We start from the raw sequence: 22327 nt of genomic DNA on the forward strand, positions 1-22327 counted from the left end.
GACAGGCGCGTGAGGGCAGAGTGCAAAGGGGGCTGCTTGCCATCGAGGGTGCTGTCGACCCGTCATTATTGTTATGGGGCGTAACCGGCATTCGCAGTGGGTGCGAGAGACCGAGGCGCTTAGAAAACCACAGCAAGAGTATTAATTCAACTTGATTTAATTAATCGGCTGCGCGGATTATCCGCCCATGAAAACGCCTCAGAACAAACGCACGCTCACCACCGGCACGAATGCCGAACACGCCCGGTTGCACAACCGTCGGGTGATTCTCGAGGCCATCCGCCAGAACGGCCGGCTGACCCGCGCCGACCTCACGCGGCTCACCTCGCTGACCGCGCAGACCATTTCCAATATCGTCACCGAGTTGCACGAAGAAGGCGTCCTGCTGGCTCATGCGGCCGAGAAGGGTGGGCGAGGCCAACCGCCGGTGCCGTTGTCGCTGAACCCCGACGGTGGCTATTCCATCGGCTTTCATATCGAACAGCACCGCATCATCGGCGTGCTGCTTGATCTGCTTGGGCAGACGGTGGCTCAAGTCACGCTGACCGTCAGCTACCCAACGTTCGAGCAGGCATTACCGTTGGTGCTGGACGCGGTGAAAGGTTTTCGGCAGCAGAGGCCGGCCGGGCGCTTCCTGGGTATGGGCATTGCCCTGCCGGGCCCTTTCAGTGTCGAAGGCATGACGGCGGTCGGGCCGACGGCGATGTCCGGCTGGGACGCGCCGGATATCGCTGAGCGCTTGCAGCGGGAAACCGGCCTGGCGGTACTGATAGAAAACGATGCCACGGCGGCGACCATGGGTGAGCGCCTGTATGGCATCGCCAGCGAGCTGACGAATTTTGTGCACCTGTTTATCGGCAGCGGTCTTGGTGCCGGTTTGTACCTGGATAACCGCCTGTATTCCGGCCACTGGCACAATGCTGGTGAGATCGGGCACATGACGGTGATTCCGGGTGGCAAGGCGTGTTCCTGCGGTAACCAAGGGTGCCTGGAGCGCTACATCTCCATTGCCGCACTGTTGGAGCACCTGGGGCTGCCGGCCGAGCACGACCTTTGCACGTGGGACGCCAACGATCAGGCGCTGGACGCAAACGTAGAGGTTTGGCTGGCGGAGGCGGCGCCGGCGTTGCGCCAGGCGATCAACATCCTGGAGTCAGTGCTTGACCCGCAGACCATCCTGATCAGCGGCTTTTTGCCTGAGGCCATCCTTGCCCGCCTGATAGCCCGCCTTGAGCCATTGAGCCGTTCCGTCAGTAGCCGTGCCGATCGCCGGTACCCGCGCATTCAAATGGGGGCCGCAGGGCAGGACGCAGTGGCATTGGGGGCGGCAGCCTTGATGATCCTGGCGGAGATCAGCCCGGATTACGAGGCGCTGCTCAAGCCGCAGTAAGGCTGCATACTGGCCGCCGACTCAATTCATACCAGGGAGCACGTTATGGAAGTGGCAATGGAAGTGTCGTTCGACGTAACGGCGCAGGAGCGTGAGGCCATCCTCAAACCGCTGAGGGCGTACAACCTTGGTCACACGGGCAACATGGCGTTCGAAACCGTCGGGATTTTGTTGCGAGACCCCGCCACGCAAGACGTTGTCGGTGGCCTTTATGGAAAAATTTCCTACGGGTGGTTGTTCATTGAGCTGTTGAGCATCCCGGATCAGATGCGTACCCAAGGTACCGGCACGTGTTTGATGCGCGCCGCCGAAGACCTGGCCCGTGAACGGCAATGTGTTGGCATTTGGCTGGACACCTTCAGCTTTCAGGCACCGGGGTTTTATCGAAAGCTGGGCTTCAGTGAATTTGGCCATATTGCTGATTACCCGGCGGGTCACCAGCGGCATTTTTTCCAGAAACGCCTCGGCTGAATCTTCGTACGGCGCCGGCTCGCCCGGCGCCAATCACCCACAAAATTTATTGGTTTGCAGCAACAATTTTTCTTGTTGGACACCTCCCGCCCCCAGGCAGCAAAGTTGCCGCCACTGACGCTCGACCTATCGGGTCAACAATAAAAACCGCGCCGGGCTGCATGCCACTTTCATGCTGTGAACCCTTGGTTCACATCCTGCTGTAATGGCGCCGCAGCGCGCATTCAAGGACCTCTCCGTCATGCAAACTGTTGTGAACCTATGGCCGTTGATCGGCGTACTTGTCATCGTGGTTGGCTTCGTCTTGCGCTTCAATCCGCTGTTGGTGGTTACCGCCGCCGCCATCGCCACCGGGCTGGCAGCTCACTTCCCGCTGGAAAAAATCCTCGCCAGCATGGGCGAAGGTTTCCTTCAGACCCGCGCGCTGCAACTGATCCTGTTATTGCCCCTGGCTGTCATTGGCCTGCTGGAGCGCCATGGCCTGCGCTTGCATGCGCAAAACTGGATCGCGCGTTTCGAGCGAGCCACAGTGGGGCGCCTGTTGATCATCTACCTGTTTGTGCGCGAGTCCACCGCCGCGATGGGCCTGACCAGCCTGGGCGGCCATCCGCAAATGGTGCGGCCGCTGCTGGCGCCCATGGCTGAAGGGGCGGCGGAGAAACGCTACGGCAAGCTGCCGGACAGGTTGCGCCACAACGTGCTGGCCATGTGTGCGGCAACCGATAACGTCGGGCTGTTTTTCGGTGAAGACATCTTTGTCGCCTTTGGTGCGATCGCGCTGATGCACACCTTCCTGTTGGGTTCGGGGATTGATGTGGAGCCACTGCACATTGCCGTGTGGGGCATCCCGACGGCGATTTGCGCCTTTATCATCCATGCCATTCGCCTGCACCGGTTTGATCGCAGGCTTACACGCGACATGACGCCCGCCGCCACGCCGGTGGAGGCTGCACAATGATCATCTCCATTGAGTACCTGTACTGGCTTGCCGGTGTGCTATTGCTGATAACTGCGGGAATGGTCCTGCTGGATCGCACCCATCCCAAACGCTGGTCGACTGCGCTGTTCTGGCTCTTGTTTGCTGTGCCGTTCCTGGTGGGGGAGCGCTTGCCGTCGGTGGTCATGGGTGTTGGCGTGGTGGTGATGGCGCTGATCGCAGGCTTGGGTGGCGTCGGCCGCGGCAAGCCCGCCGAACTGCATGACAAGGCCTCCCGCGCGAGTGCCGGGCGCCTGGGGCATAAACTGTTTATTCCCGCGCTGGCCATTCCCCTGACCACCGTGATTGGCTCGGTGTTGCTCAAACACACCGAGATCGGCGGCGTACCGCTGCTGGACCCGAAAAACACCACCTTTGTATCCTTGGGTATCGGCTGTCTGATCGCCCTCGGCCTGGCTTGCTGGCTGACCCGCGACACACCGGTGCAAGCCTTGCGTGAATCCCGACGCCTGACCGAGGCTCTCGGCTGGGCCATGGTACTGCCGCAGATGCTTGCAATGCTGGGGCTATTGTTTAATGAAGCCGGGGTGGGCACGGCCGTTGCACATGTCACCACTTCCTACATCAACCTCGATTTCAAGTGGGTGGCGGTGATGGTCTACGTGTTGGGCATGGCGCTGTTCACTGTGATCATGGGTAACGGTTTTGCGGCGTTTCCGGTGATGACCGGCGGTGTCGGCGTACCGGTGTTGGTGGGTGTGTATGGCGGCAACCCGGCGGTGATGGCGGCGATCGGCATGTTCTCCGGTTATTGCGGTACGTTGATGACGCCCATGGCTGCCAACTTCAATATCGTCCCGGCGGCGTTGCTGGAGTTGCCAGACAAAAACGCGGTGATCAAGGCTCAACTGCCGACTGCGTTGATGATGCTGGTGGTCAATATCGTGCTGCTCTACCTGTTGATGTGAGGCCAAAAATGCAAACTGTGTTGCTGACGGGCTTCGAGCCCTTTGACCAGGACCTGATCAACCCGTCCTGGGAGGCCTCGCGCCAGTTGGACGGCGTGCGACTGAGTGAAGACGTGCACATTGTCGCGCGTCGACTGCCCTGTGCGTTTGCCACGGCGGGGGCGTGCCTGACGCGATTGATCGCTGAATTTGACCCGGTGATGGTGATTGCCACAGGCCTCGCCCCCGGTCGTAGCGATTTCTCCATGGAGCGGGTGGCGATCAACGTGAACGACGCACGCATCCCTGACAATTTGGGGGCACAACCGGTCGATACCCCAGTGGTGGTCGGAGGGCCGGCCGCCTACTTCACGACCTTGCCGATCAAAGCGATGGTCAAGGCTGTGCGCGAGGCCGGGATCGCGGCGTCGGTTTCACAGACGGCGGGGACCTTTGTGTGTAATCAGGTGTTTTACCTGTTGCAGTATGCCCTAGCCGGCACGGCGATACGCAGTGGCTTTATTCACGTGCCCCCCAGCCTGCCGGAGCAGGTTTCTGGTGCGGCGCAGCCCTCGATGGCGCTGGTGACAATGGTTGAAGGTTTGCGGGTTGCGCTACAGACGGCGTGGGACACGCCGGTGGATATCGTGCAAACCGGTGGGCAGGTCAGCTGACCTGCCCTGTTTGAAATGGCGATCAGCTTCTCTTTCATGTCAGCAGTCCTTTTTCCAGTAAACCCAAGCGTTTTTCCATAGCAGAATTTCCGTTATTACCTGCACCGGCTCTGCCCTGAGTCAGCGTCTCGCGCCGCCTGATTGATGCGGTTTGTTCACCAAAGCGTGATACCTGTTTTGAATGATCCGAGAGAGCGCTCCGGGCGAGAGTAGAGGCAGATGGGGACGGCTGCGACCTACAAAACTGTGCAAAATAACAGCAGGCTTCTGGCACGCACTGCTCAGTGTTCCCGCCTCGGAAAAATCAGCTCAAAACATGTCAATGCGCCTTCACTGGTGACGCTGTAGCGGCCGTTATGCAGCTGCATGATGGTGGCGACGATCGATAAACCCAGCCCGTTGGATTGGGCCGAGCGCTCCCGCGATTCGTCCACCCGATAAAACCGTTCGAACAGCCTGGGCAGGTGTTCTGCAGGGATGGTTTCTCCCTGATTGATGACGCTCAGCCGGATGCCTTCGGCGTTTGGCGTGGCTTGAATCACCAGCTCCGAACCGGGTGCACCGTATTTGATGGCATTGGCACACAGATTTGCCAGCGCCCGGCGCAGCAGCATCGGTTCAGCCCAGATCACACCTTCGCCCTGCGCGAGGATGCTGATATTCACATCGCTCGCCAACCCTTCGAAGTAATCAGCCATGCGTTGCACCTCATCCGCCGCATTGAGCTCCTGGCGCTGGCGCAAGGCGCTGGCCGGATCGGTGCGGGCGAGAAACAGCATGTTGTCGAGCATCCGTGCCAGGCGCTCGAGCTCTTCGACATTGGAGGCCAGCAATTGCTGATAGCTTTCGATGCTGCGGCTCTGCTGGAGCGCGACCTGGGTTTCGCCCAGCAGGTTGTTGATCGGCGTGCGCAGTTCGTGGGCCATGTCGGTGGACACCTGGCCCAGTTGCACAAAGCCCTTGGCCAGTCGCTCGAGCATGGTGTTGAAAGAGTCGATCATCGGCAGAAGTTCTTTCGGTGCACCGTGGCTGTCGAGTCGTTCGGCAAGGTTGCCCACGCCGATGCCTTGGGCGTGTTTGGCCAGGCGCCGCAGCGGCAGCAGGCCTCGGTAGACCAGCAGGTAACCGACCAGGGCGAGGATAATTGCCGCGATGCTGGCCAGGATAAATACGCTCAGGCGATAGCTGGCAAGCATGGCGGTGCGTTCGGTCATCAAGCGTCCCGTGGTGACTTGCAGGCTTCCCAAATCTCCGGAATCAATCGAGGCGGCCACGGTGGCGAAGGGTACGCCGTTTACACCAGGTAAGTGGTGCACGTCGGAAAATCCCAGCTCATGGTCCTTTGGCACGGGCGTTACGTTCGGCATTTCGATGTTGCCCGGATTGACCAGCAGTAGCGGCTTCTGCCCCGGCGCCGCGATACTCAGCACCGACTCGCTGTTGCCCAGCATGTTCTGGAACAGTTCCGGCTTGGTCTTGATCAGGTCCAGGGTGTTGCTGTCATTGAGCAGGTTGCGCAACTGGTCGGCGCGATAGATCAGCGCGGCATCGTCACGCTTGATCAGTTCACGCTCAAGCTCGCGGTACAGCGCTACGCCCAGGGTGGCCAGCAGGGCAAAAGCGAGCAGGGCGAAGATCAGCGCCAGGCGCAGGGTCAGCGAGTAGTGGCGGCGGCTGTTCATGGCTGGGTGTCGAAGCGGTAGCCAATGCCCCGCACGCTGTGGATTAACTTGAGCTGGAACGGGTCGTCGATTTTCAGGCGCAGGCGCCTCACGGCGACGTCGACTACATTGGTGTCGCTGTCGAAGTTCATGTCCCAGACGCGCGAGGCGATCATCGAACGTGACAGCACCTGGTCCTGATGGGTCGCGAACAGGTGCAACAGGGCGAACTCTTTATTGGTCAGGGTAATGCGCGTGCCGGCGCGGGTGACACGGCGTTTGAGCACGTCGATTTGCAGGTCGGCGATGTGCAGCTGTTCTTCTTCGCGGCTCGGGCCGCGGCGGGTCAAGGTGCGCAAACGCGCGACCAGTTCGGCGAAGGAGAACGGTTTGATCAAGTAATCGTCGGCACCCAGTTCAAGGCCTTTGATGCGGTCGGCAATGTCATCGCGGGCGGTGAGAAACAGTACCGGCGTGTCGGCCTCCTTGCGCAGGCGGCGCAGCACTTCCCAACCGTCCATTTTCGGCATCATCACATCCAGCACGATCACGTCGAATGACGTTTCCAGCGCCTGGTGCAACCCGTCCACACCGTCACGGGCGAGGCTCACGGAGTAACCCAGTTCCTGCAGCCCATTGAGCAGGTAGTTGCCGGCCTTGGGTTCGTCTTCGACTACGAGGATATGCATGGGAAGTGCCCTGGTTCTGTGCGTGGCGCAAGTGTAGCCCGATCAATTGTCACTGGCGCAACCGATGCCCTGTACTTGGTAGTCCAGCACATGTTCGCGACCCTGGTGGTCGAGGTAATCGAGGCGAGCGGGGACGATGCCGCACTGCCCGTAGGTGTCGGTGCTCGACAGCACTTTGTCGACGTCCAGGTGCACGAAGAAGCCGGTCTTGTCGTGGATCACGTTGGGGGCGGAAGGGGCGTCGGCAGCAAATGCAGAACCGGTGGCAAGCAGTGCGGCGAAGCCCAGAATAAACAGTTTCATGGCAGTAGTTCTCTTAAAGGGTCGGCTGCCGGGATTGGCAGTGAGTTCACAGTAACCAGGCGCCCCAAACAGCCAACCAACAGGATCATGACAAGTTCGTAATCAACGGATTCAAGGCTGGCGACCGGACGCTTCGAGGATCAGGTCAGTGATTTCCTTGGCGTGGGACACCAGCGACAAGTGGCTCGAAGGCAGCTCGATGGTGGTGGCGTTCATGCGCTTGGCGAGGAAGCGCTCCAGATCCGGGTTGATGGTCTGGTCATTGCTCGACACGGCGTACCATGACGGTTTGGTGTGCCAGGCGGCATTCACGGTGCGACCACTGAACAGCGTTTTGGTGATCGGTTGTTGTACGGCATACAGCTCCAGTGCCTTGGTGCGGGGCACGTCGGCGGCGAAATACTTAAGGAAAGCGTCCTGGTTCAGGGTCAGGTAACCGTCGTGCTCTTCAACGCCGGCTCGCACCGGCATGCTTGGGTATTTGGCAGAGAGCGCGACGAAGTCTTCATTGGCGTCCGGCGCGCGGGCTGCCACATACACCAGGGAGCTGACCTTCGGGTTCGCGCCGGCGTCGCTGACCACGGTGCCGGCGTAGGAATGGCCGACCAGTACGGTAGGACCGTCCTGTTGATCGAGTACGCGGTTGGTGGCGGCGACGTCATCGGCCACCGAGGTCAGCGGGTTCTGTACGGCGGTGACATGCAGGCCGGCGGCCTGAAGGCGGGTGATCACCTCGGACCAGCTCGAGCCGTCCGCCCAGGAGCCGTGTACCAGGACCACGTTGTTGGCTTTGATCGGTGCGACGGTGCCGGCCATGGCGGTAGCGGTGCCCAGCATCAACAAGCTGGCGGCGATCAGGCAGAGTGTGCTTGCAGGTTTCATCGTGCGGCCCTTCATCAGTGTGCAGGTGTGTCACCCGGTGTGGGTGACTGACGACTCCACTGTATGAAGTGAGGGTGCTGACAAGACTTACAGCTTCATTACAAGCTTGTAATGCAAAGGGGGAGGGCAGTGCTCCGCAGCGTTTACAAGTGTTAACGTGATCCGTAGATTGCATCGGGGTCAGCATTTGTTACCGATAAAAAGGAAATCCCACAGTGTCTATTCAAGGTCCAGCCGCCTTTACCCAGCGTTACCGCGCCTTTTTATTCGACATGGACGGTACCTTGCTCAACTCCATCGCCGCCGCCGAACGGGTGTGGAGTATCTGGGCTGAACGCCACGGCCTGGACGTGGCGGCCTTTCTGAGCACCATTCACGGTGCACGAGCCATTGATACGATTACCCGGCAGGCATTGCCAGGCGTGGACGCTGAAGTTGAAGCGCAGTGGATAACCGAGGCGGAAATCAACGATGTCGAGGGTGTCGTCGCGATTCCGGGCGCGGTCGAGTTTCTGAACAGTTTGCCCGGCGATCAGTGGGCGCTGGTCACGTCTGCACCCAGGGAGTTGGCGATGCGACGCCTGCAAGCGGCGGGCATTGCGCCGCCGGCAGTGCTGGTGACGGCTGAGGATGTCGCCAGCGGCAAGCCGGATCCAGCTTGTTATGTGCTGGGTGCGCAGCGTCTGGGCGTACCGGTGCAGGACTGCCTGGTGTTCGAGGATGCGACGGTGGGGATTCGCGCCGCGGAGGCGGCGGGGGCTGACGTGGTAGTCGTGACTTCGACGCACTTGCAGCCGATGGCCACGGTACATACGTCGATTGAGGGGTATGAGCAGGTGCGCGTGCATCGTAACGACGATGGTTTGTTGCGTTTATCGATCGCCGTGGCTTGATACGCGAAAGCCAACCGCGTTATGGCCAAGGTTTTATCAGCTGTCAGGTGTGTTCGGCCTTACGCTGTTTTCCGGTAGGGCGTGCAGTCGGCTGCTGCGAAGGCCCTGCCGGGACATCACCATTTCCCTGAGGATTTCGTTCGCCAGCCGGGCTATCGCTTCTGCGCCGCGATAGTGCGCGCGGACGATGCCGGTGATTGCAAAGTGGTCAGTTTCAGGGCCGCTGAGAACAGCCGACAATGTGCCGTCAGCGTGCAGTGTGCAGGCGATTGTGTAACTGGGCAGGCGGGCCGCCAGCGCAGTTTCGATTTCGGATTTACTCAGGGTATCCATCTGTTTCAGCCCTTAATACTGACCTTGCAAGCCCAAGCATAGGTCTTGCCGCGACACTGTAAATACCGGTGATCTGATTGCCCGCAAGGAGGCTTCATCGTGCAGTTTTGTGGTGCGTTCGTTGGGCCGCGCGTTGGCATAACTTGCGCAGAATCGCCTTCTGAATAGGCTTGAGGCAGAAGGCAAACAGGTAAGCGCAGAGAAACAGCGCCAGATCCGGCCAAGAGCTGCCACTGGAGGCGCTGGTACTTTCAATTTCGTATCTCAGGCCATAACCCACCGTCACGAAGACCAGCCCTATCAGCAGGACGATCCACCAGGACTTGGAAACTAGGGGCTTGGGGGCGGCAGGCCTCATCGACGTGCTCCTGAATGCACTCGGACGGCAGGATAATAGTCAGAAGATTCGGCTGTGGATTACGCAACAAGTTCCAGTCGTCAAGACAGTTTCATCTTGGGGCGAAGCGCGAGGCGCAAAGCGAGCTGTTCACGCAAGAGAGGCGAGCAGGCTTGAAGGGTCTTCGCCAGCCGTTACAGTGAACGAAAGGGCTGGCTACTGAGAGTGCGTCAAGGAGTCTGGTTTTTGTCCGGAGCCGTCAGGCCAGCCTGGATGCGCTGGTAAATCTCCTCGCGATGCACGGCAACGTCCTTGGGTGCGTTGATGCCGATTCGTACTTGCTGGCCGCTGACGCCCAGAATGGTGATCGTGATGTCATCACCGATGTTTATGCTTTCACCGACTTTGCGGGTGAGTATAAGCATGGACTTCTCCTTGATTACTTTTAAGGACACATGTTTCAGACAGGGCAGATGTCGGATGTGTGTAGCTTACTGCTAAGCGCTTCCCTGTGACTGCCTCTTTTAGGACGCATAGAGGCGACATTAATTCCCATGGCGGCATCATACAGGTCTGCGATACATCATTCGCATTGTTTAAGCCAACGTTTATGACGGCCAGAATAGACAGTGAATGATAAAGTTGCCTCTTTATCCTCAAAGGAGCAGGGCAGTGCGTAAAGTAGCGATGGCAATTGCGGTGTTGGCATTGGCCGGTTGCGGTGAAGGCAAACCTGTCGAAGCGCCCAAGGCCAAGCCTGCCGTGACTGAAAGCCAGCCAGATACCGGCGCGATTGCCGCTCAGGAGTGGGACGTGCGGGTTGGCCCGCCGGACCATAAGCTCCAGGCAATCACTGACTTGACCGCCTGGTTGCTGGAACATGGGTTTAGCTTTTATATCGTTAAAACAGACGGCAAGGACGATGTCTTGCTGGGGCCGTTCGCCAGTAAGGCCGAAGCCGAAGCCAAGCAAGCGCAGCTGACCGAAAAACTGGCGCGCGCCAAGAAAAATGACACCGAGTCGCAGGTAATTGAACACAAGGTTGCGCAGTAACCAAAAGCGGGCGGGAGCCTCTCCCGCCTTCAACCACAGGCTTTGAGGTTAACCGGGCCGACAAATTCGTTGCCCCGACCCATCACGCAGGCCACGGTCTGGTTGCGCTGGCGTTCCCAGGTTTGTACCGGGTAAGTCTTGTTCCAGGCTTCATACAGTTGGCGGTCCTGTTTCGACAGGCGCAAGCCATATTGTTTGCTCATGTAAAAGTAGGTCCGGGCAATCATTCCGCGAATGGACGGGCGTGGCATGACCTTTTTTGCCTTGAAGTCCACTTGGGTCAAACAGGAACCGTACTGTCCGGTTTGCACCGGCAACCAACCGAAACTGAAGTTATTGCGGTCACCATTGACCTCCCCGATGCTCGGCACCAGGTTGTGCAAGTCGGCCTCTGCACGCTTGAACACATCATCGCGGCGCGTACAGTTCTTGCGTCCACCGTTCTGCCAGCATTGGCGCTGATGTCCGATCTGCCAGGCTGGAACGATATGCTCCCACTCGATGCGTGCGGCACGGTTGGCATTTTTGCGTGGGATGTACCCGCAGGCTTTCAAATCCACCCGGTTGCCGGTGTATTTACAGCCGCAGTAAAACTCTGTGGATTGTGGGGCATAGAGCTTCCAGGCGACTTTCTTGGCCTCGCTGAAGGTACGAGGCGCCTGGGCGTTGGCGGTAACGGCAAAAAACAGACAAAACAAAGCAGTAAAGCGAACACTCATTGAATCAATCTTCCTTCGGCACAACCCAGAAAATCTGCACGCCACCGTCGTCCCGATAAGCGAGGGTGACGTTGTCGTTCTCAGCAATTTCTTCCAGCAAGCGCGCCCATTCATCTTCCGGCTCTTCCGGTAAACGGAAGATCAAGGCTGCCTTGGCTTTCTGGGCATTGGTCGAATTGATGATTTTTTGCACGCGAACGGCCAAGCGTGCGTAAGCATCAGGCGGAGTTGGGGCTGCGGAAGAAGACTTTGCCACGGAGCATTCCTTAGTTTGCTGTATGTGCATACAGTATTTAACTATAAGGAATTTCGCAACTGCTTAAAACTCAGGACATTCGCGGGGAAGTTGTAGCGGGGAAGTCTCAAGGGAAAGTGGAGGCGAGTAAACCCGCCTCCACAGTGTTACCAGATATCAATATTCCCAGAACATCCGTTGCAGCTCTTTGCTGTCCTGGGTCTTGGTCAACGCAACCATTGCCAGGATCCGCGCTTTCTGCGGGTTCAGGTCATGGGCAACCACCCAGTCGTACTTGTCGTCAGGCTGTTCGGCGTTACGCAGCACGAAACCACCAGCATTCACGTGGGACGAGCGAATGATTTGTACGCCTTGTTTGCGCAGCTCCTGCAGGGCAGGGACGACCTTGGAAGACACCGAACCATTGCCAGTGCCGGCATGGATGATGGCTTTGGCGCCAGCCTGAGCCAGGGCCTTGACGGCGGTGTCGCTCACATTGCCGTAGCCATAAGCGATTTCAACGTCCGGCAGGCTTTTGATGGTCTTGATATCGAATTCAGAATCCAGTGTGTGGCGCTTGGCCGGCAGGCGGAACCAGTAGGATTTGCCTTCAACCACCATGCCCAACGGGCCCCATGGGCTCTTGAACGCTTCGGTCTTGATATTGATCATCTTGCTGACGTCACGACCCGACTGAATCTCATCGTTCATGGTGACCAGCACGCCCTTGCCGCGTGCATCCTTGCTGCCGGCGACGGCGACGGCGTTGTACAGGTTGAGCATGCCGTCCGCCGACATGGCGGTGCCCGGACGCATCGAGCCGACCACCACGATTGGCTTGTCGGTTTTTTCCACCAGGTTCAGGAAGTAGGCGGTTTCTTCGAGGGTGTCGGTACCGTGCGTAATCACGATGCCGTCGACGTCCTTGCTGTCGGCCAGTTCGGCAACACGGCGACCCAGTTGCAGCAGGTTTTCATTGTTGATGCTTTCGGACGCAATTTGCATCACTTGCTCGCCGCGCACATTGGCAATCTGGCTAAGCTCAGGAACACCAGCGATCAATTGCTCGATGCCCACCTTGGCCGCCTGATAAGTGGCGCTGTTGGCAGCGCTGGCGCCAGCGCCGGCAATAGTGCCGCCGGTGGCAAGAATCACCACATTGGACAGTTTGGTCTTGGTTTCAACTTCCTTTGCCTGAGCGGCAACGGGGAACAGCAGCAGAAGGGCGAGTGCGCCCGGAACAAAAGACTTCAGTGCAGATTTCATTATTTTTCTCTCTGGTTTTTGATGAGTGCGGTCGCAGGTTCATCTAGAACACCCGGGCGGTTCTGAACGCCGCGAGGTGCCAGGAAAGAGCAGGATTTGTACCAAGCTGATTGTGTTCGTTTTTATAAATTAAGGCATTGATTTAAAACAGTATTCATAGATATTTCAGATGACGTGAAAGCTCGTTCGTCCGGCTTTCCGAACGGGAAGGCAGTACCGTGTTCGGTTGTCCGAAAGCCAGGAGGGTTTATCGACGGGTTGCGTATGACATTAGAGTCACAGGCTGTCGTTTTAGAGAACGGACGGGCGAGGGCGATGTTTAATCGCATCCATCCAATAGCGTAATGGCAGGTAGCAGTGGGCTTGGATGAAAGGCGTTTTTCACCCGTTGACAAATCTCGACAAGGTTCTCATAGTTTGGCTAACGCAAACGTTTGCGAGACGGTCTGCCGTGCAAGCGTTGCTCACAATAATCATAAGATCGGAGTGAACCCATGAAGCTGCCATTTGCTGGACGTCTTCTTGCTGTCGCTGTGCTTGCCGCTGCATCCGCTGCGCTACCTCTTTCCTCTGCCTTTGCTGACGACGCCGCCACCAAACCCAAGGTCGGCCTGGTGATGAAATCCCTCGCCAATGAATTCTTCGTCACCATGCAGGATGGCGCCAAGTCCTATCAGAAAGACCATGCTGCCGACTTCGACATGATCACCAACGGTATCAAGAACGAAACCGATACCAGCGCGCAGATCGATATCGTCAACCAAATGATTCTCGCCAAAGTCAACGCCATCGTAATCGCCCCGGCTGACTCCAAGGCGTTGGTCACCGTGTTGAAGAAAGCTTCCGATGCGGGCATCAAGGTCGTCAACATCGACAACCGCCTTGATCCGGATGTATTGAAAAGCAAAAACCTCGATATTCCTTTCGTAGGCCCGGATAACCGTAAAGGCTCCAAGCTGGTTGGTGACTACCTGGCCAAGCAACTGGCCGCGGGTGACAAGGTCGGCATCATCGAAGGTGTCCCGACCACCACCAACGCGCAGCAGCGCACCGCAGGCTACAAGGACGCGATGGACGCTGCCGGCATGAAGATCGTCTCTACTCAGTCGGGCAACTGGGAAATCGACCAGGGTCAGAAAGTCGCCTCCGCCATGTTGAGCGAATACCCGGACCTCAAGGCACTGTTGGCGGGTAACGACAACATGGCCTTGGGCGCTGTCTCTGCCGTACGCGCTGCGGGCAAAGCCGGCAAAGTGCTGGTCGTAGGCTACGACAACATCGAAGCCATCAAACCAATGCTGCAAGATGGCCGTGTGCTCGCGACCGCTGACCAGGCTGCCGCCCAGCAAGCCGTGTTCGGTATCCAGAACGCGCTCAAGCTGGTCAAGGGTGAGAAAGTCGATGCCAAAGACGGCGTGATCGAAACCCCGGTCGAACTCGTCCTCAAGAAGTAATCCTGGCAGCACCCAACAGCGCCCGCTCGTCCTGAGTGGGCGCCTGGAGATTTTCCTATGTCATCTTCCGCCCCGAACGCTGTCCTCTCGGTCAGCGGTATCGGCAAGACCTATGCCCAACCGGTTCTGTCCGACATCACCCTGACGCTCAACCGCGGGGAAGTGCTGGCGCTGACCGGTGAGAACGGCGCGGGTAAAAGTACCCTGTCGAAAATTATCGGCGGGCTGGTCACGCCGACCACCGGGCACATGCAGTTCAATGGTCAGGACTACCGTCCCGGCAGCCGCACCCAGGCTGAAGAGCTGGGCGTGCGCATGGTCATGCAGGAGCTCAACCTGCTGCCCACACTGACCGTGGCCGAAAACCTGTTCCTGGATAACCTGCCCAGCAAGTGTGGATGGATCAGCCGCAAACAGCTGCGCAAAGCCGCGATCGAAGCCATGGCTCAGGTCGGCCTGGATGCGATCGACCCGGATACCTTGGTTGGCACCTTGGGCATTGGCCATCAACAGATGGTCGAAATCGCCCGCAACCTGATCGGCGACTGCCACGTACTGATCCTCGATGAACCCACGGCGATGCTGACCGCGCGTGAAGTCGAAATGCTCTTTGAACAAATCACCCGCCTGCAGGCTCGGGGCGTGGCGATCATTTATATTTCACACCGGCTCGAAGAGCTGGCCCGTGTTGCCCAGCGTATTGCGGTATTGCGCGACGGCAAACTGGTCTGCGTCGAGCCGATGGCCAACTACAACAGTGAGCAACTGGTCACCCTGATGGTCGGTCGCGAGCTGGGTGAAAAAATTGACCTGGGCCCGCGCACTATCGGCGGCCCGGCCTTGACCGTGAAAGGGCTGACCCGCTCGGACAAGGTGCGTGATGTGTCTTTTGAAGTGCGCGCCGGTGAGATCTATGGCATCTCCGGCCTGATCGGCGCCGGCCGCACTGAGCTGCTGCGCCTGATCTTCGGCGCGGACCTGGCGGACAGCGGCACCGTCGCTCTGGGCTCGCCGGCCAACGTGGTGAGCATTCGCTCCCCGGTAGATGCGGTCGGCCATGGCATTGCCCTGATCACCGAAGACCGCAAGGGTGAAGGCCTGCTGTTGACCCAGTCGATCAGCGCCAACATTGCCTTGGGCAACATGCCGGAAATTTCCGGCGGTGGCGTGGTGAACAGCCGCGATGAAACCGCCTTGGCCAAGCGCCAGATCGACGCCATGCGCATCCGCAGCTCCAGTCCGGCGCAGTTGGTGTCCGAGCTGTCGGGCGGTAACCAGCAGAAAGTCGTGATCGGCCGTTGGCTGGAGCGCGATTGCGCGGTGATGCTGTTCGATGAGCCGACCCGAGGCATCGACGTCGGTGCCAAGTTCGACATTTATGCCTTGCTCGGCGAATTGACGCGCCAGGGCAAAGCGCTGGTGGTGGTGTCCAGCGACCTGCGGGAGCTGATGCTGATCTGTGACCGCATCGGTGTGCTGTCCGCCGGGCGCCTGATCGAAACCTTCGAGCGCGACAGCTGGACCCAGGACGAATTGCTCGCCGCCGCCTTTGCCGGCTATCAAAAACGTGACGCGCTGCTCAACGACGCAGTGCTTAGGGATACCCCATGAAAACCACACATTCCCCGGGTAAAACCGGCGGCAACTTCTACGGCCTGGGCACTTACCTGGGCCTGGCCGGTGCCTTGCTGGCGATGATTGCGCTGTTCTCAGTGTTGAGCGATCACTTCCTGTCCTACGACACCTTCAGCACCCTGGCCAACCAGATACCGGACTTGATGGTACTGGCGGTGGGCATGACCTTCATCCTGATTATCGGTGGCATCGACCTGTCGGTTGGCTCGGTGCTGGCATTGGCCGCGTCGGCGGTCAGCGTGGCGATTCTCGGCTGGGGCTGGAGCGTGCTCCCGGCAGCGTTGCTGGGCATGGGCTGTGCGGCAGTGGCTGGCACCATCACCGGCTCGATCACCGTGGCCTGGCGAATCCCATCGTTTATTGTGTCCCTCGGTGTGCTGGAGATGGCGCGTGGTGTGGCGTACCAAATGACCGGCTCGCGTACCGCCTATATCGGTGATTCGTTTGCCTGGCTGTCGAACCCGGTTGCCTTCGGGATTTCGCCGTCGTTCATCATTGCCTTACTGGTGATCATTGCCGCTCAGTTGGTGTTGACGCGCACGGTATTTGGTCGCTACCTGATCGGCATCGGCACCAACGAAGAGGCCGTGCGCCTGGCCGGGATCAATCCCAAACCCTACAAAATCCTGGTGTTCAGCCTGATGGGGCTGTTGGCCGGTGTGGCGGCACTGTTCCAGATTTCGCGCCTGGAAGCGGCGGACCCGAATGCCGGCTCCGGCCTGGAGCTGCAGGTGATCGCCGCTGTGGTGATCGGCGGCACCAGTTTGATGGGCGGGCGCGGTTCGGTTATCAGCACCTTTTTCGGTGTGTTGATCATTTCGGTACTGGCCGCAGGCCTCGCGCAGATCGGCGCTACGGAGCCCACCAAACGCATCATCACCGGTGCGGTGATCGTGATTGCCGTGGTCCTCGACACTTACCGCAGCCAGCGCGCCAGTCGGCGAGGCTGAGCCATGGCAACGATCAAGGATGTGGCAGCGCTTGCGGGTATTTCCTACACCACTGTGTCACACGTGGTGAACAAGACGCGGCCGGTGAGTGAGCCTGTGCGGATCAAGGTCGAAGCGGCGATCAAGCAGCTCGACTATGTGCCCAGTGCGGTCGCGCGATCGCTTAAGGCCAAGACCACCGCCACCATCGGCCTATTGGTGCCGAACAGCCTCAACCCTTATTTTGCCGAGTTGGCCCGCGGGATCGAGGATTACTGCGAGCGTAATGGTTACTGCGTGATCCTCTGTAACTCCGACGACAACGCTGAAAAACAGCGCAGCTACTTGCGCGTGTTGCTCGAAAAGCGCGTCGACGGCTTGATCGTGACCTCGGTGGGAGGCGACGACAGTGGCCTCGCCGCTGGCTTGAGCGCGGTGCGCACGCCTATGGTGATCGTCGACCGTGCGCTGGATGGTATCGATGTCGATCTGGTGCGCATCGACCACGAGGAGGGCGCCTACCTGGCGACCCGGCACTTGCTTGAACTGGGTCATCGCGACATCGCCTGCATTGGCGGCCCCGGCCACACCCGCGTGGCGCAAATGCGTCTGGCGGGGTATCAACGGGCGCTGCGTGAGGCGGGTGTGCAAGTGGCGGTCAATCGCACTCAAGAGAGCGACTTCACCAGCACCGGCGGGTATGCCGCAGCCGTGCAGTTGCTGGCGGACAATCCACCGAGCGCGATCTTCGCCAGTAACGATATGATCGGTTTTGGCGTGTTGCGTGCTGCGGCAGAGCGCAATATTCGCGTGCCCGGCGATTTGTCGGTGATTGGTTTCGATGACATTCAAATGGGCCGTTACGTATATCCGGCGCTGACCACGGTCGGGCAGTCGATCGTGCAACTGGGCGAAACGGCGGCCGAGCTTTTGCTGCGAAGAATTGCAACCCCCCAACTGCCGATCGATCAACGTATCGTGACGCCGAGTATTGTTTTGCGTGAGTCAACCGCACCGGTCGCCGGTGTGTTCGCCCAATACCGCTGAACCGAATTGATGAGTACTGATGTATGCCAGCAAAAGTAGTGGTAATAGGCAGCTTGAACATGGACTTGGTCACCCGCGCCAGTCGGTTGCCGCGTGCCGGTGAAACCCTGATCGGCCAAACGTTCTCTACCGTCCCCGGCGGCAAGGGCGCCAACCAGGCGGTGGCTGCTGCGCGTCTGGGCGCTGATGTGGCGATGATTGGCTGTGTTGGCACTGATGCCTACGGCGCCCAATTGCGTGATGCGCTGGTGGTGGAAGGCATTGATTGCCAGGCCGTAAGCACGGTAGACGGCTCCAGCGGCGTGGCCTTGATTGTGGTGGATGACAGTAGTCAGAACGCAATTGTAATCGTGGCCGGCGGCAACGGCGCGCTGACGCCAGCCTCGTTACAACAGGCTGACGCAGTGTTGCAGGCCGCCGACGTCATCGTCTGCCAGCTGGAATCGCCGATGGACACGGTGGGTCAGGCGCTCAAGCGCGGACGTGAACTGGGCAAGACGGTGATCCTCAATCCGGCACCCGCCAGCGGCCCTTTGCCGGCCGAATGGTACGCCTCGATTGACTACCTGATTCCCAATGAAAGTGAAGCCGCCGCCTTAAGCGGCGTGACGGTCGACTCTCTTGAGAGTGCCAAAGTGGCTGCGACGCAGTTGATCAAGGCAGGCGCGGGCAAGGTCATCATCACCCTCGGTGCCCAGGGCGCATTGTTTGCCGATGGCCACGGCTTTGAGCATCTGGTGGCGCCCAAGGTCAAGGCGGTGGACACCACGGCGGCGGGCGACACCTTTGTCGGTGGGTTTGCCGCCGCGCTTGCCAATGGCAAGAGCGAAGCCGAGGCCATCCGCTTTGGTCAGGTGGCCGCAGCACTGTCTGTGACTCGCGCCGGTGCGCAACCCTCTATTCCCAAGCTGCATGACGTTCAAGGTTCTGTGCCCTCATGAAAAAGACACCGCTGCTCAATATTGCCCTGTCGCGTGTGATTGCGTCTCTCGGTCACGGTGACGTTCTGGTGATCGGCGATGCCGGCTTGCCCGTGCCGCCGGGTGTCGAGCTGATCGACCTGGCGCTGACCCAAGGCATTCCTGACTTCATCAGCACCCTGCGCATTGTGCTCAGCGAGATGCAGGTGGAAAGCCACGTGCTGGCCGAAGAAATCCTGCTCAAGCAACCGCCTGCACTCACAGAACTCAACACGCTGACCGAGCAGGCAGCCCTGGGCGAACGACGCCTGGTCAGCCACGAAGAGTTCAAGCAACTGAGCCGCAAGGCTCGCGCCGTCGTGCGCACCGGCGAGTGCCAGCCTTATTGCAATATCGCGCTGGTCTCCGGCGTAACCTTCTAGAGTTTTCCTACGACAAGGAGTGTTTCATGCAACGTGGTCTTCCATCCCTGAAAAACCTGTTTCGGAGTGTCCTGCTTTTGTCCGCGCTCACAGCAGCCAGCGCCCACGCGGCGGAAAAAATCGACCTGATCATCGATACCGACCCGGGTGCTGATGATGTAGTGGCCTTGCTGTTTGCAATGGCCTCTCCACAGGAATTGAATATTCGTGCGCTGACCACCGTCGCCGGTAACGTGCGCCTCGACAAAACCTCTCGCAATGCGCGCCTGGCCCGCGAATGGGCAGGGCGCGAGGATATCCCGGTGTACGCAGGGGCGCCAAAACCGATGCTGCGCACACCGATCTACGCCGAGAATATTCACGGTAAAGAGGGTATTTCGGGCGTCACCGTGCACGAGCCGAAAAAAGGCCTGGCCGAAGGCAATGCCGTTGATTACCTGATCAAGACCCTGAGCACCGCCAAGCCCCACAGCATTACCATCGCCATGCTCGGCCCTCAGACCAACCTGGCGCTGGCGTTGACCCAGGCTCCGGAAATCACCCAAGGCATCAAGGAAGTGGTGGTGATGGGCGGTGCACATTTCAATGGCGGCAATATCACGCCGGTGGCCGAATTCAACCTGTTTGCCGACCCTATTGCGGCTGAGGTGGTGCTCAAAAGCGGCGTCAAGTTGACTTACCTGCCACTGGACGTAACCCACAAGGTGTTGACCAGTGAGGCGCGCCTCAAGCAAATCGCCGATATCAACAACAACGCGAGCAAGGTTGTCGGCGATATTCTGAATGAATACGTCAAAGGCGATATGGAGCACTACGGCATTCCAGGCGGCCCGGTTCACGATGCTACCGTTATTGCCTACCTGCTCAAACCTGAGCTGTTCAGCGGCCGTGAAGTCAATGTGGTGGTAGACAGCCGTGAAGGCCCGACCTTCGGCCAGACCATCGTCGATTGGTACGACGGCCTGAAGCAGCCGAAAAATGCCTTTTGGGTCGAGAACGGCGATGCTCAGGGCTTCTTCGATCTGCTGACCGAGCGTCTGGCGCGTCTGAAGTAATGTGTAGGCCGGTCGGCGTTCGCCGGCCGGTTCTTATTCGCGCTCGGGGTTGTGTGCGCCCATGTGATCGGCCGGGTATTTTTCGAATACCTGACCGATGAAGGCCTGTGCAGCCCGAGTGCCGAGTTCCTTGACCAGCAGGTCGATTCCGATGATTGCCAACTCCTCCGGGCTTCCGGGGCTGTAGGAACTTTGTCCTTGGGGCCACTTGGCTTTGATGTCGGCTTGGAGGGTAACAGTGGTCATGGGGGGGGGGCTCGCGGAGTTGGAAGTACTGGGCAGTGCGCTAAAACGCGGCTCTTACCGGCGCAGTTAACCATTTTTGGGCAGCGTTTGGCACTGCTACTTAGGCATGAGTCATGTGCTGTGCGACACTGTGCCTCTGTTTAATTGCCGGGGAACGCCAGGTGCAGATCGATTTGAACAACCCCGAGAACCTGACGCTGGAAGCTGTTCGTCAGTTGCTGGCCAGCGCCAGCGATGACGAGCATACCCAGTTGCGTGTGACCAAGGCCGGGATTGCCTACATTTCGTCAGGCGTGGTGGGCGGCACTGATATCGCCGGCTTGCTGTTTCGCCTTGAGACCTGGGCCAAAGGCTCCGGTTATGTCGGTAACGTGGCGGCCAGTGATGAAGTCTGGGTCATGCAGATATTCAACGCGCTCAAGCAGAATTGGCCGAACCCACCGTTCGACTACATCGACATCTACTGAATACATTCATATCTGGTGACGATTGACCGAGCGAATGCTCGGCCTGAGTCAGGCAGACTTGCCCGCGGGCGATTCACGTCTTGAAACCAATCCCCCGGATCGCTGTCGCACGATCTCTGTCCATTTTTATCATAGGAGGCTTCATGCCTTGGAAGCTCGCATCATTCGGTACTTTGTTGGCAGCATTCGCGTTGGCGGGTTGCAGCACCCCGGGTACCTCTGAGCCAGCCAAAGACGCCGCCGTGGCCGATGCCGGTCATAGCCGCTGTGAGGCTAAGGCCGCCGAGTTCGCGATCGGCCAGAAAGCCTCGCCCCAATTGCTGGAACAGGCGCGTACACGTGCCGGTGCGCAGAACGCACGTATCCTCAAGCCTAATGACATGATCACCCTGGAATACCGTTCCGACCGCCTGAACCTGAACACCGATGACAATCTGGTGATCACACGAGTCAACTGCGGCTAAGAACTTCGCGGCTTTTGTAGCGCCCATAAAAAACCCCGTCACATGGACGGGGTTTTTTTTAGCTCAGCGGAGAATTACTCGCCGCGAACCTGTGCAGCTTGCATACCCTTTTGGCCTTTCTCAGCCACGAAGGAAACGGTTTGGCCTTCTTTCAGGCTTTTGAAACCGTCGCTTTCGATAGCTTTGAAGTGTACGAACAGGTCGTCACCGCCACCTTGAGGAGTGATGAAGCCGAAGCCTTTTTCATCGTTGAACCATTTAACGGTGCCGGTTTGGCGATTAGACATGGTGTATCTCCAAGAAACATATATTTTCAGTAGTGCTGTGCTGCTCAGGCCAACTGGGCACACTTGGCTATCATAGTCGAAATGTTCGACTTGGGAGCCCCCCCAAGGCATTGTTTGCTAATCAATAGCGTTGCATTTACTGCCTGGGCTGGCTGAAAGCCCCGATCTACGGGGCTTTGGTGCGAAATATCAGCTGTTAAAAAAAGCCGTAAAAGCTGCGTAATTTGTGCGAAATGGCAATTTTTGGGCTGTTTTTTCAGCGCGACGGCCGTCTGATCAGTGATCGTTCTGATTATTTCTTCACGACTTTGCAGGACGAAATAGCCGCGACAGCTTTGTTCTTAAGCGCCGGATCTGCGTTCTGGTTGGTCATGAGCTCCTTGATCTCAGCGGTGCTCAATTCGGCGTTGATCTTGTCAGCGCCACATTCGCAATGGTCTTTGGCAGTTTTGGCGTCCACGCTTTGCTGGGCTGCCGAACTGCAATCTTTGATGAAGTTGTCGCGAGCGCCGGTTGGCCAGTTCGATGGGGCGGCTGCCTGGGCGCCGAGCGACAGGAAGGCCAGGGAAGCAGCGAGAGCGAGGGTCGAGGTGAAACGCATCATGTGGATG

Annotated in this window: 29 protein-coding genes; 16 read left to right on the plus strand and 13 right to left on the minus strand. The window is 58.7% G+C overall.

Translation table 11 applies throughout. The annotated features are described in order from the left end of the window. The first annotated feature begins 187 nt into the window (after nucleotides 1–187). The 5 genes from AC19YS_RS18765 (at nucleotide 188) to pcp (ending at nucleotide 4419) form a co-directional block, all read left to right on the plus strand. Nucleotides 188–1390 (plus strand): ROK family transcriptional regulator, encoded by a 1203-nt coding sequence (locus AC19YS_RS18765; protein ID WP_500602376.1) that lies wholly within the window; start codon nucleotides 188–190, stop codon nucleotides 1388–1390. Between the two features lie 45 nt (nucleotides 1391–1435). After that, nucleotides 1436–1861: a GNAT family N-acetyltransferase gene (locus tag AC19YS_RS18770; RefSeq protein ID WP_500602377.1), complete on the plus strand. Its 426-nt coding sequence runs from the start codon at nucleotides 1436–1438 to the stop codon at nucleotides 1859–1861. Nucleotides 1862–2102: 241 nt separating this feature from the next. Next, nucleotides 2103–2819, plus strand: a complete 717-nt coding sequence (locus tag AC19YS_RS18775) for a DUF969 domain-containing protein (protein WP_500602378.1) — start codon at nucleotides 2103–2105, stop codon at nucleotides 2817–2819. Continuing rightward, nucleotides 2816–3766, plus strand: a complete 951-nt coding sequence (locus AC19YS_RS18780; RefSeq protein ID WP_500602379.1) for a DUF979 domain-containing protein — start codon at nucleotides 2816–2818, stop codon at nucleotides 3764–3766. Before AC19YS_RS18775 ends, AC19YS_RS18780 begins: the two co-directional genes overlap by 4 nt. 8 nt (nucleotides 3767–3774) lie before the next feature. Next, nucleotides 3775–4419: a pyroglutamyl-peptidase I gene (pcp, locus tag AC19YS_RS18785; protein ID WP_500602380.1), complete on the plus strand. Its 645-nt coding sequence runs from the start codon at nucleotides 3775–3777 to the stop codon at nucleotides 4417–4419. Between the two features lie 281 nt (nucleotides 4420–4700). Here pcp and AC19YS_RS18790 read toward each other — a convergent pair whose 3' ends face one another. The 4 genes from AC19YS_RS18790 to AC19YS_RS18805 all read right to left on the minus strand — a co-directional run bounded on the left by AC19YS_RS18790 (nucleotide 4701) and on the right by AC19YS_RS18805 (nucleotide 7954). Then, nucleotides 4701–6101 carry a heavy metal sensor histidine kinase gene (locus AC19YS_RS18790; RefSeq protein WP_119742648.1) on the minus strand — a complete coding sequence of 467 codons (1401 nt, stop codon included), beginning with the start codon at nucleotides 6099–6101 and terminating at the stop codon, nucleotides 4701–4703. Then, on the minus strand, nucleotides 6098–6769 hold the full coding sequence (locus tag AC19YS_RS18795) for a heavy metal response regulator transcription factor (protein ID WP_106580517.1): 672 nt from the start codon (nucleotides 6767–6769) through the stop codon (nucleotides 6098–6100). The genes AC19YS_RS18790 and AC19YS_RS18795 overlap by 4 nt, the downstream gene beginning before the upstream one ends. Before the next feature lie 42 nt (nucleotides 6770–6811). Continuing rightward, nucleotides 6812–7072 (minus strand): DUF2790 domain-containing protein, encoded by a 261-nt coding sequence (locus tag AC19YS_RS18800; protein ID WP_119742650.1) that lies wholly within the window; start codon nucleotides 7070–7072, stop codon nucleotides 6812–6814. A gap of 111 nt (nucleotides 7073–7183) precedes the next feature. Then, nucleotides 7184–7954, minus strand: coding sequence for an alpha/beta fold hydrolase (locus tag AC19YS_RS18805; RefSeq protein WP_200625373.1), 771 nt, complete (start codon nucleotides 7952–7954; stop codon nucleotides 7184–7186). 215 nt (nucleotides 7955–8169) lie between these two features. Here AC19YS_RS18805 and AC19YS_RS18810 point away from each other — a divergent pair, with 215 nt between their 5' ends. Beyond that, nucleotides 8170–8847, plus strand: coding sequence for an HAD family hydrolase (locus AC19YS_RS18810; RefSeq protein WP_106580520.1), 678 nt, complete (start codon nucleotides 8170–8172; stop codon nucleotides 8845–8847). A gap of 36 nt (nucleotides 8848–8883) precedes the next feature. Here AC19YS_RS18810 and AC19YS_RS18815 read toward each other — a convergent pair whose 3' ends face one another. The 3 genes from AC19YS_RS18815 to csrA form a co-directional block, all read right to left on the minus strand. Further along, the gene (locus AC19YS_RS18815) at nucleotides 8884–9180 is read right to left on the minus strand and encodes a hypothetical protein (RefSeq protein ID WP_500602381.1); all 297 of its coding nucleotides are present in this window, start codon (nucleotides 9178–9180) and stop codon (nucleotides 8884–8886) included. Between the two features lie 94 nt (nucleotides 9181–9274). Further along, entirely contained in the window at nucleotides 9275–9538 is a 264-nt protein-coding gene (locus tag AC19YS_RS18820; protein ID WP_200625371.1) for a hypothetical protein, read from the minus strand. A gap of 209 nt (nucleotides 9539–9747) precedes the next feature. Next, nucleotides 9748–9942: a carbon storage regulator CsrA gene (gene csrA / locus AC19YS_RS18825; RefSeq protein ID WP_003192511.1), complete on the minus strand. Its 195-nt coding sequence runs from the start codon at nucleotides 9940–9942 to the stop codon at nucleotides 9748–9750. A gap of 247 nt (nucleotides 9943–10189) precedes the next feature. Between csrA and AC19YS_RS18830 the strand changes: the two genes are divergently transcribed. Further along, nucleotides 10190–10570, plus strand: coding sequence for an SPOR domain-containing protein (locus AC19YS_RS18830; RefSeq protein WP_200625370.1), 381 nt, complete (start codon nucleotides 10190–10192; stop codon nucleotides 10568–10570). 29 nt (nucleotides 10571–10599) lie between these two features. On the opposite strand, the gene AC19YS_RS18835 is transcribed toward AC19YS_RS18830, so the two are convergent. The 3 genes from AC19YS_RS18835 to AC19YS_RS18845 form a co-directional block, all read right to left on the minus strand. Continuing rightward, complete coding sequence (locus AC19YS_RS18835) at nucleotides 10600–11289, minus strand: endonuclease (RefSeq protein WP_200625369.1); 690 nt, start codon at nucleotides 11287–11289, stop codon at nucleotides 10600–10602. A 4-nt stretch (nucleotides 11290–11293) separates the two neighbouring features. Continuing rightward, nucleotides 11294–11545: a DUF1654 domain-containing protein gene (locus AC19YS_RS18840; RefSeq protein WP_106580525.1), complete on the minus strand. Its 252-nt coding sequence runs from the start codon at nucleotides 11543–11545 to the stop codon at nucleotides 11294–11296. Between the two features lie 156 nt (nucleotides 11546–11701). Then, the gene (locus tag AC19YS_RS18845) at nucleotides 11702–12790 is read right to left on the minus strand and encodes an asparaginase (RefSeq protein ID WP_106580526.1); all 1089 of its coding nucleotides are present in this window, start codon (nucleotides 12788–12790) and stop codon (nucleotides 11702–11704) included. 494 nt (nucleotides 12791–13284) lie between these two features. On the opposite strand from AC19YS_RS18845, the gene AC19YS_RS18850 reads away from it, so the two are divergent. The 7 genes from AC19YS_RS18850 to AC19YS_RS18880 are packed head-to-tail and all read left to right on the plus strand — an operon-like array spanning nucleotide 13285 to nucleotide 20252. Continuing rightward, nucleotides 13285–14244 (plus strand): sugar ABC transporter substrate-binding protein, encoded by a 960-nt coding sequence (locus AC19YS_RS18850; protein WP_214247834.1) that lies wholly within the window; start codon nucleotides 13285–13287, stop codon nucleotides 14242–14244. A gap of 57 nt (nucleotides 14245–14301) precedes the next feature. Then, complete coding sequence (locus tag AC19YS_RS18855; RefSeq protein WP_106580528.1) at nucleotides 14302–15855, plus strand: sugar ABC transporter ATP-binding protein; 1554 nt, start codon at nucleotides 14302–14304, stop codon at nucleotides 15853–15855. Beyond that, nucleotides 15852–16829, plus strand: a complete 978-nt coding sequence (locus tag AC19YS_RS18860; RefSeq protein ID WP_106580529.1) for an ABC transporter permease — start codon at nucleotides 15852–15854, stop codon at nucleotides 16827–16829. Before AC19YS_RS18855 ends, AC19YS_RS18860 begins: the two co-directional genes overlap by 4 nt. Before the next feature lie 3 nt (nucleotides 16830–16832). Next, nucleotides 16833–17855: a LacI family DNA-binding transcriptional regulator gene (locus AC19YS_RS18865; RefSeq protein ID WP_200625367.1), complete on the plus strand. Its 1023-nt coding sequence runs from the start codon at nucleotides 16833–16835 to the stop codon at nucleotides 17853–17855. Between the two features lie 23 nt (nucleotides 17856–17878). Further along, a complete protein-coding gene (gene rbsK, locus AC19YS_RS18870; protein WP_200625366.1) occupies nucleotides 17879–18796 on the plus strand; it encodes a ribokinase in 918 nt (305 codons plus the stop codon). Then, nucleotides 18793–19197: a D-ribose pyranase gene (rbsD, locus tag AC19YS_RS18875; RefSeq protein WP_106580532.1), complete on the plus strand. Its 405-nt coding sequence runs from the start codon at nucleotides 18793–18795 to the stop codon at nucleotides 19195–19197. The genes rbsK and rbsD overlap by 4 nt, the downstream gene beginning before the upstream one ends. A 26-nt stretch (nucleotides 19198–19223) precedes the next feature. Continuing rightward, nucleotides 19224–20252, plus strand: a complete 1029-nt coding sequence (locus AC19YS_RS18880; protein ID WP_106580533.1) for a nucleoside hydrolase — start codon at nucleotides 19224–19226, stop codon at nucleotides 20250–20252. 33 nt (nucleotides 20253–20285) lie between these two features. Here AC19YS_RS18880 and AC19YS_RS18885 read toward each other — a convergent pair whose 3' ends face one another. Next, a complete protein-coding gene (locus AC19YS_RS18885) occupies nucleotides 20286–20498 on the minus strand; it encodes a hypothetical protein (RefSeq protein ID WP_106580534.1) in 213 nt (70 codons plus the stop codon). Nucleotides 20499–20659: 161 nt separating this feature from the next. Here AC19YS_RS18885 and AC19YS_RS18890 point away from each other — a divergent pair, with 161 nt between their 5' ends. Continuing rightward, on the plus strand, nucleotides 20660–20965 hold the full coding sequence (locus AC19YS_RS18890) for a hypothetical protein (protein ID WP_106580535.1): 306 nt from the start codon (nucleotides 20660–20662) through the stop codon (nucleotides 20963–20965). A gap of 143 nt (nucleotides 20966–21108) precedes the next feature. After that, nucleotides 21109–21429, plus strand: a complete 321-nt coding sequence (locus tag AC19YS_RS18895; RefSeq protein WP_106580536.1) for an I78 family peptidase inhibitor — start codon at nucleotides 21109–21111, stop codon at nucleotides 21427–21429. A gap of 74 nt (nucleotides 21430–21503) precedes the next feature. Here AC19YS_RS18895 and AC19YS_RS18900 read toward each other — a convergent pair whose 3' ends face one another. After that, complete coding sequence (locus tag AC19YS_RS18900) at nucleotides 21504–21716, minus strand: cold-shock protein (RefSeq protein ID WP_003234260.1); 213 nt, start codon at nucleotides 21714–21716, stop codon at nucleotides 21504–21506. 292 nt (nucleotides 21717–22008) lie between these two features. Continuing rightward, nucleotides 22009–22320 carry a hypothetical protein gene (locus AC19YS_RS18905; protein WP_106580537.1) on the minus strand — a complete coding sequence of 104 codons (312 nt, stop codon included), beginning with the start codon at nucleotides 22318–22320 and terminating at the stop codon, nucleotides 22009–22011. Nucleotides 22321–22327: the final 7 nt, after the last annotated feature.

The organism is Pseudomonas sp. MF08831 (genome assembly GCF_059862645.1).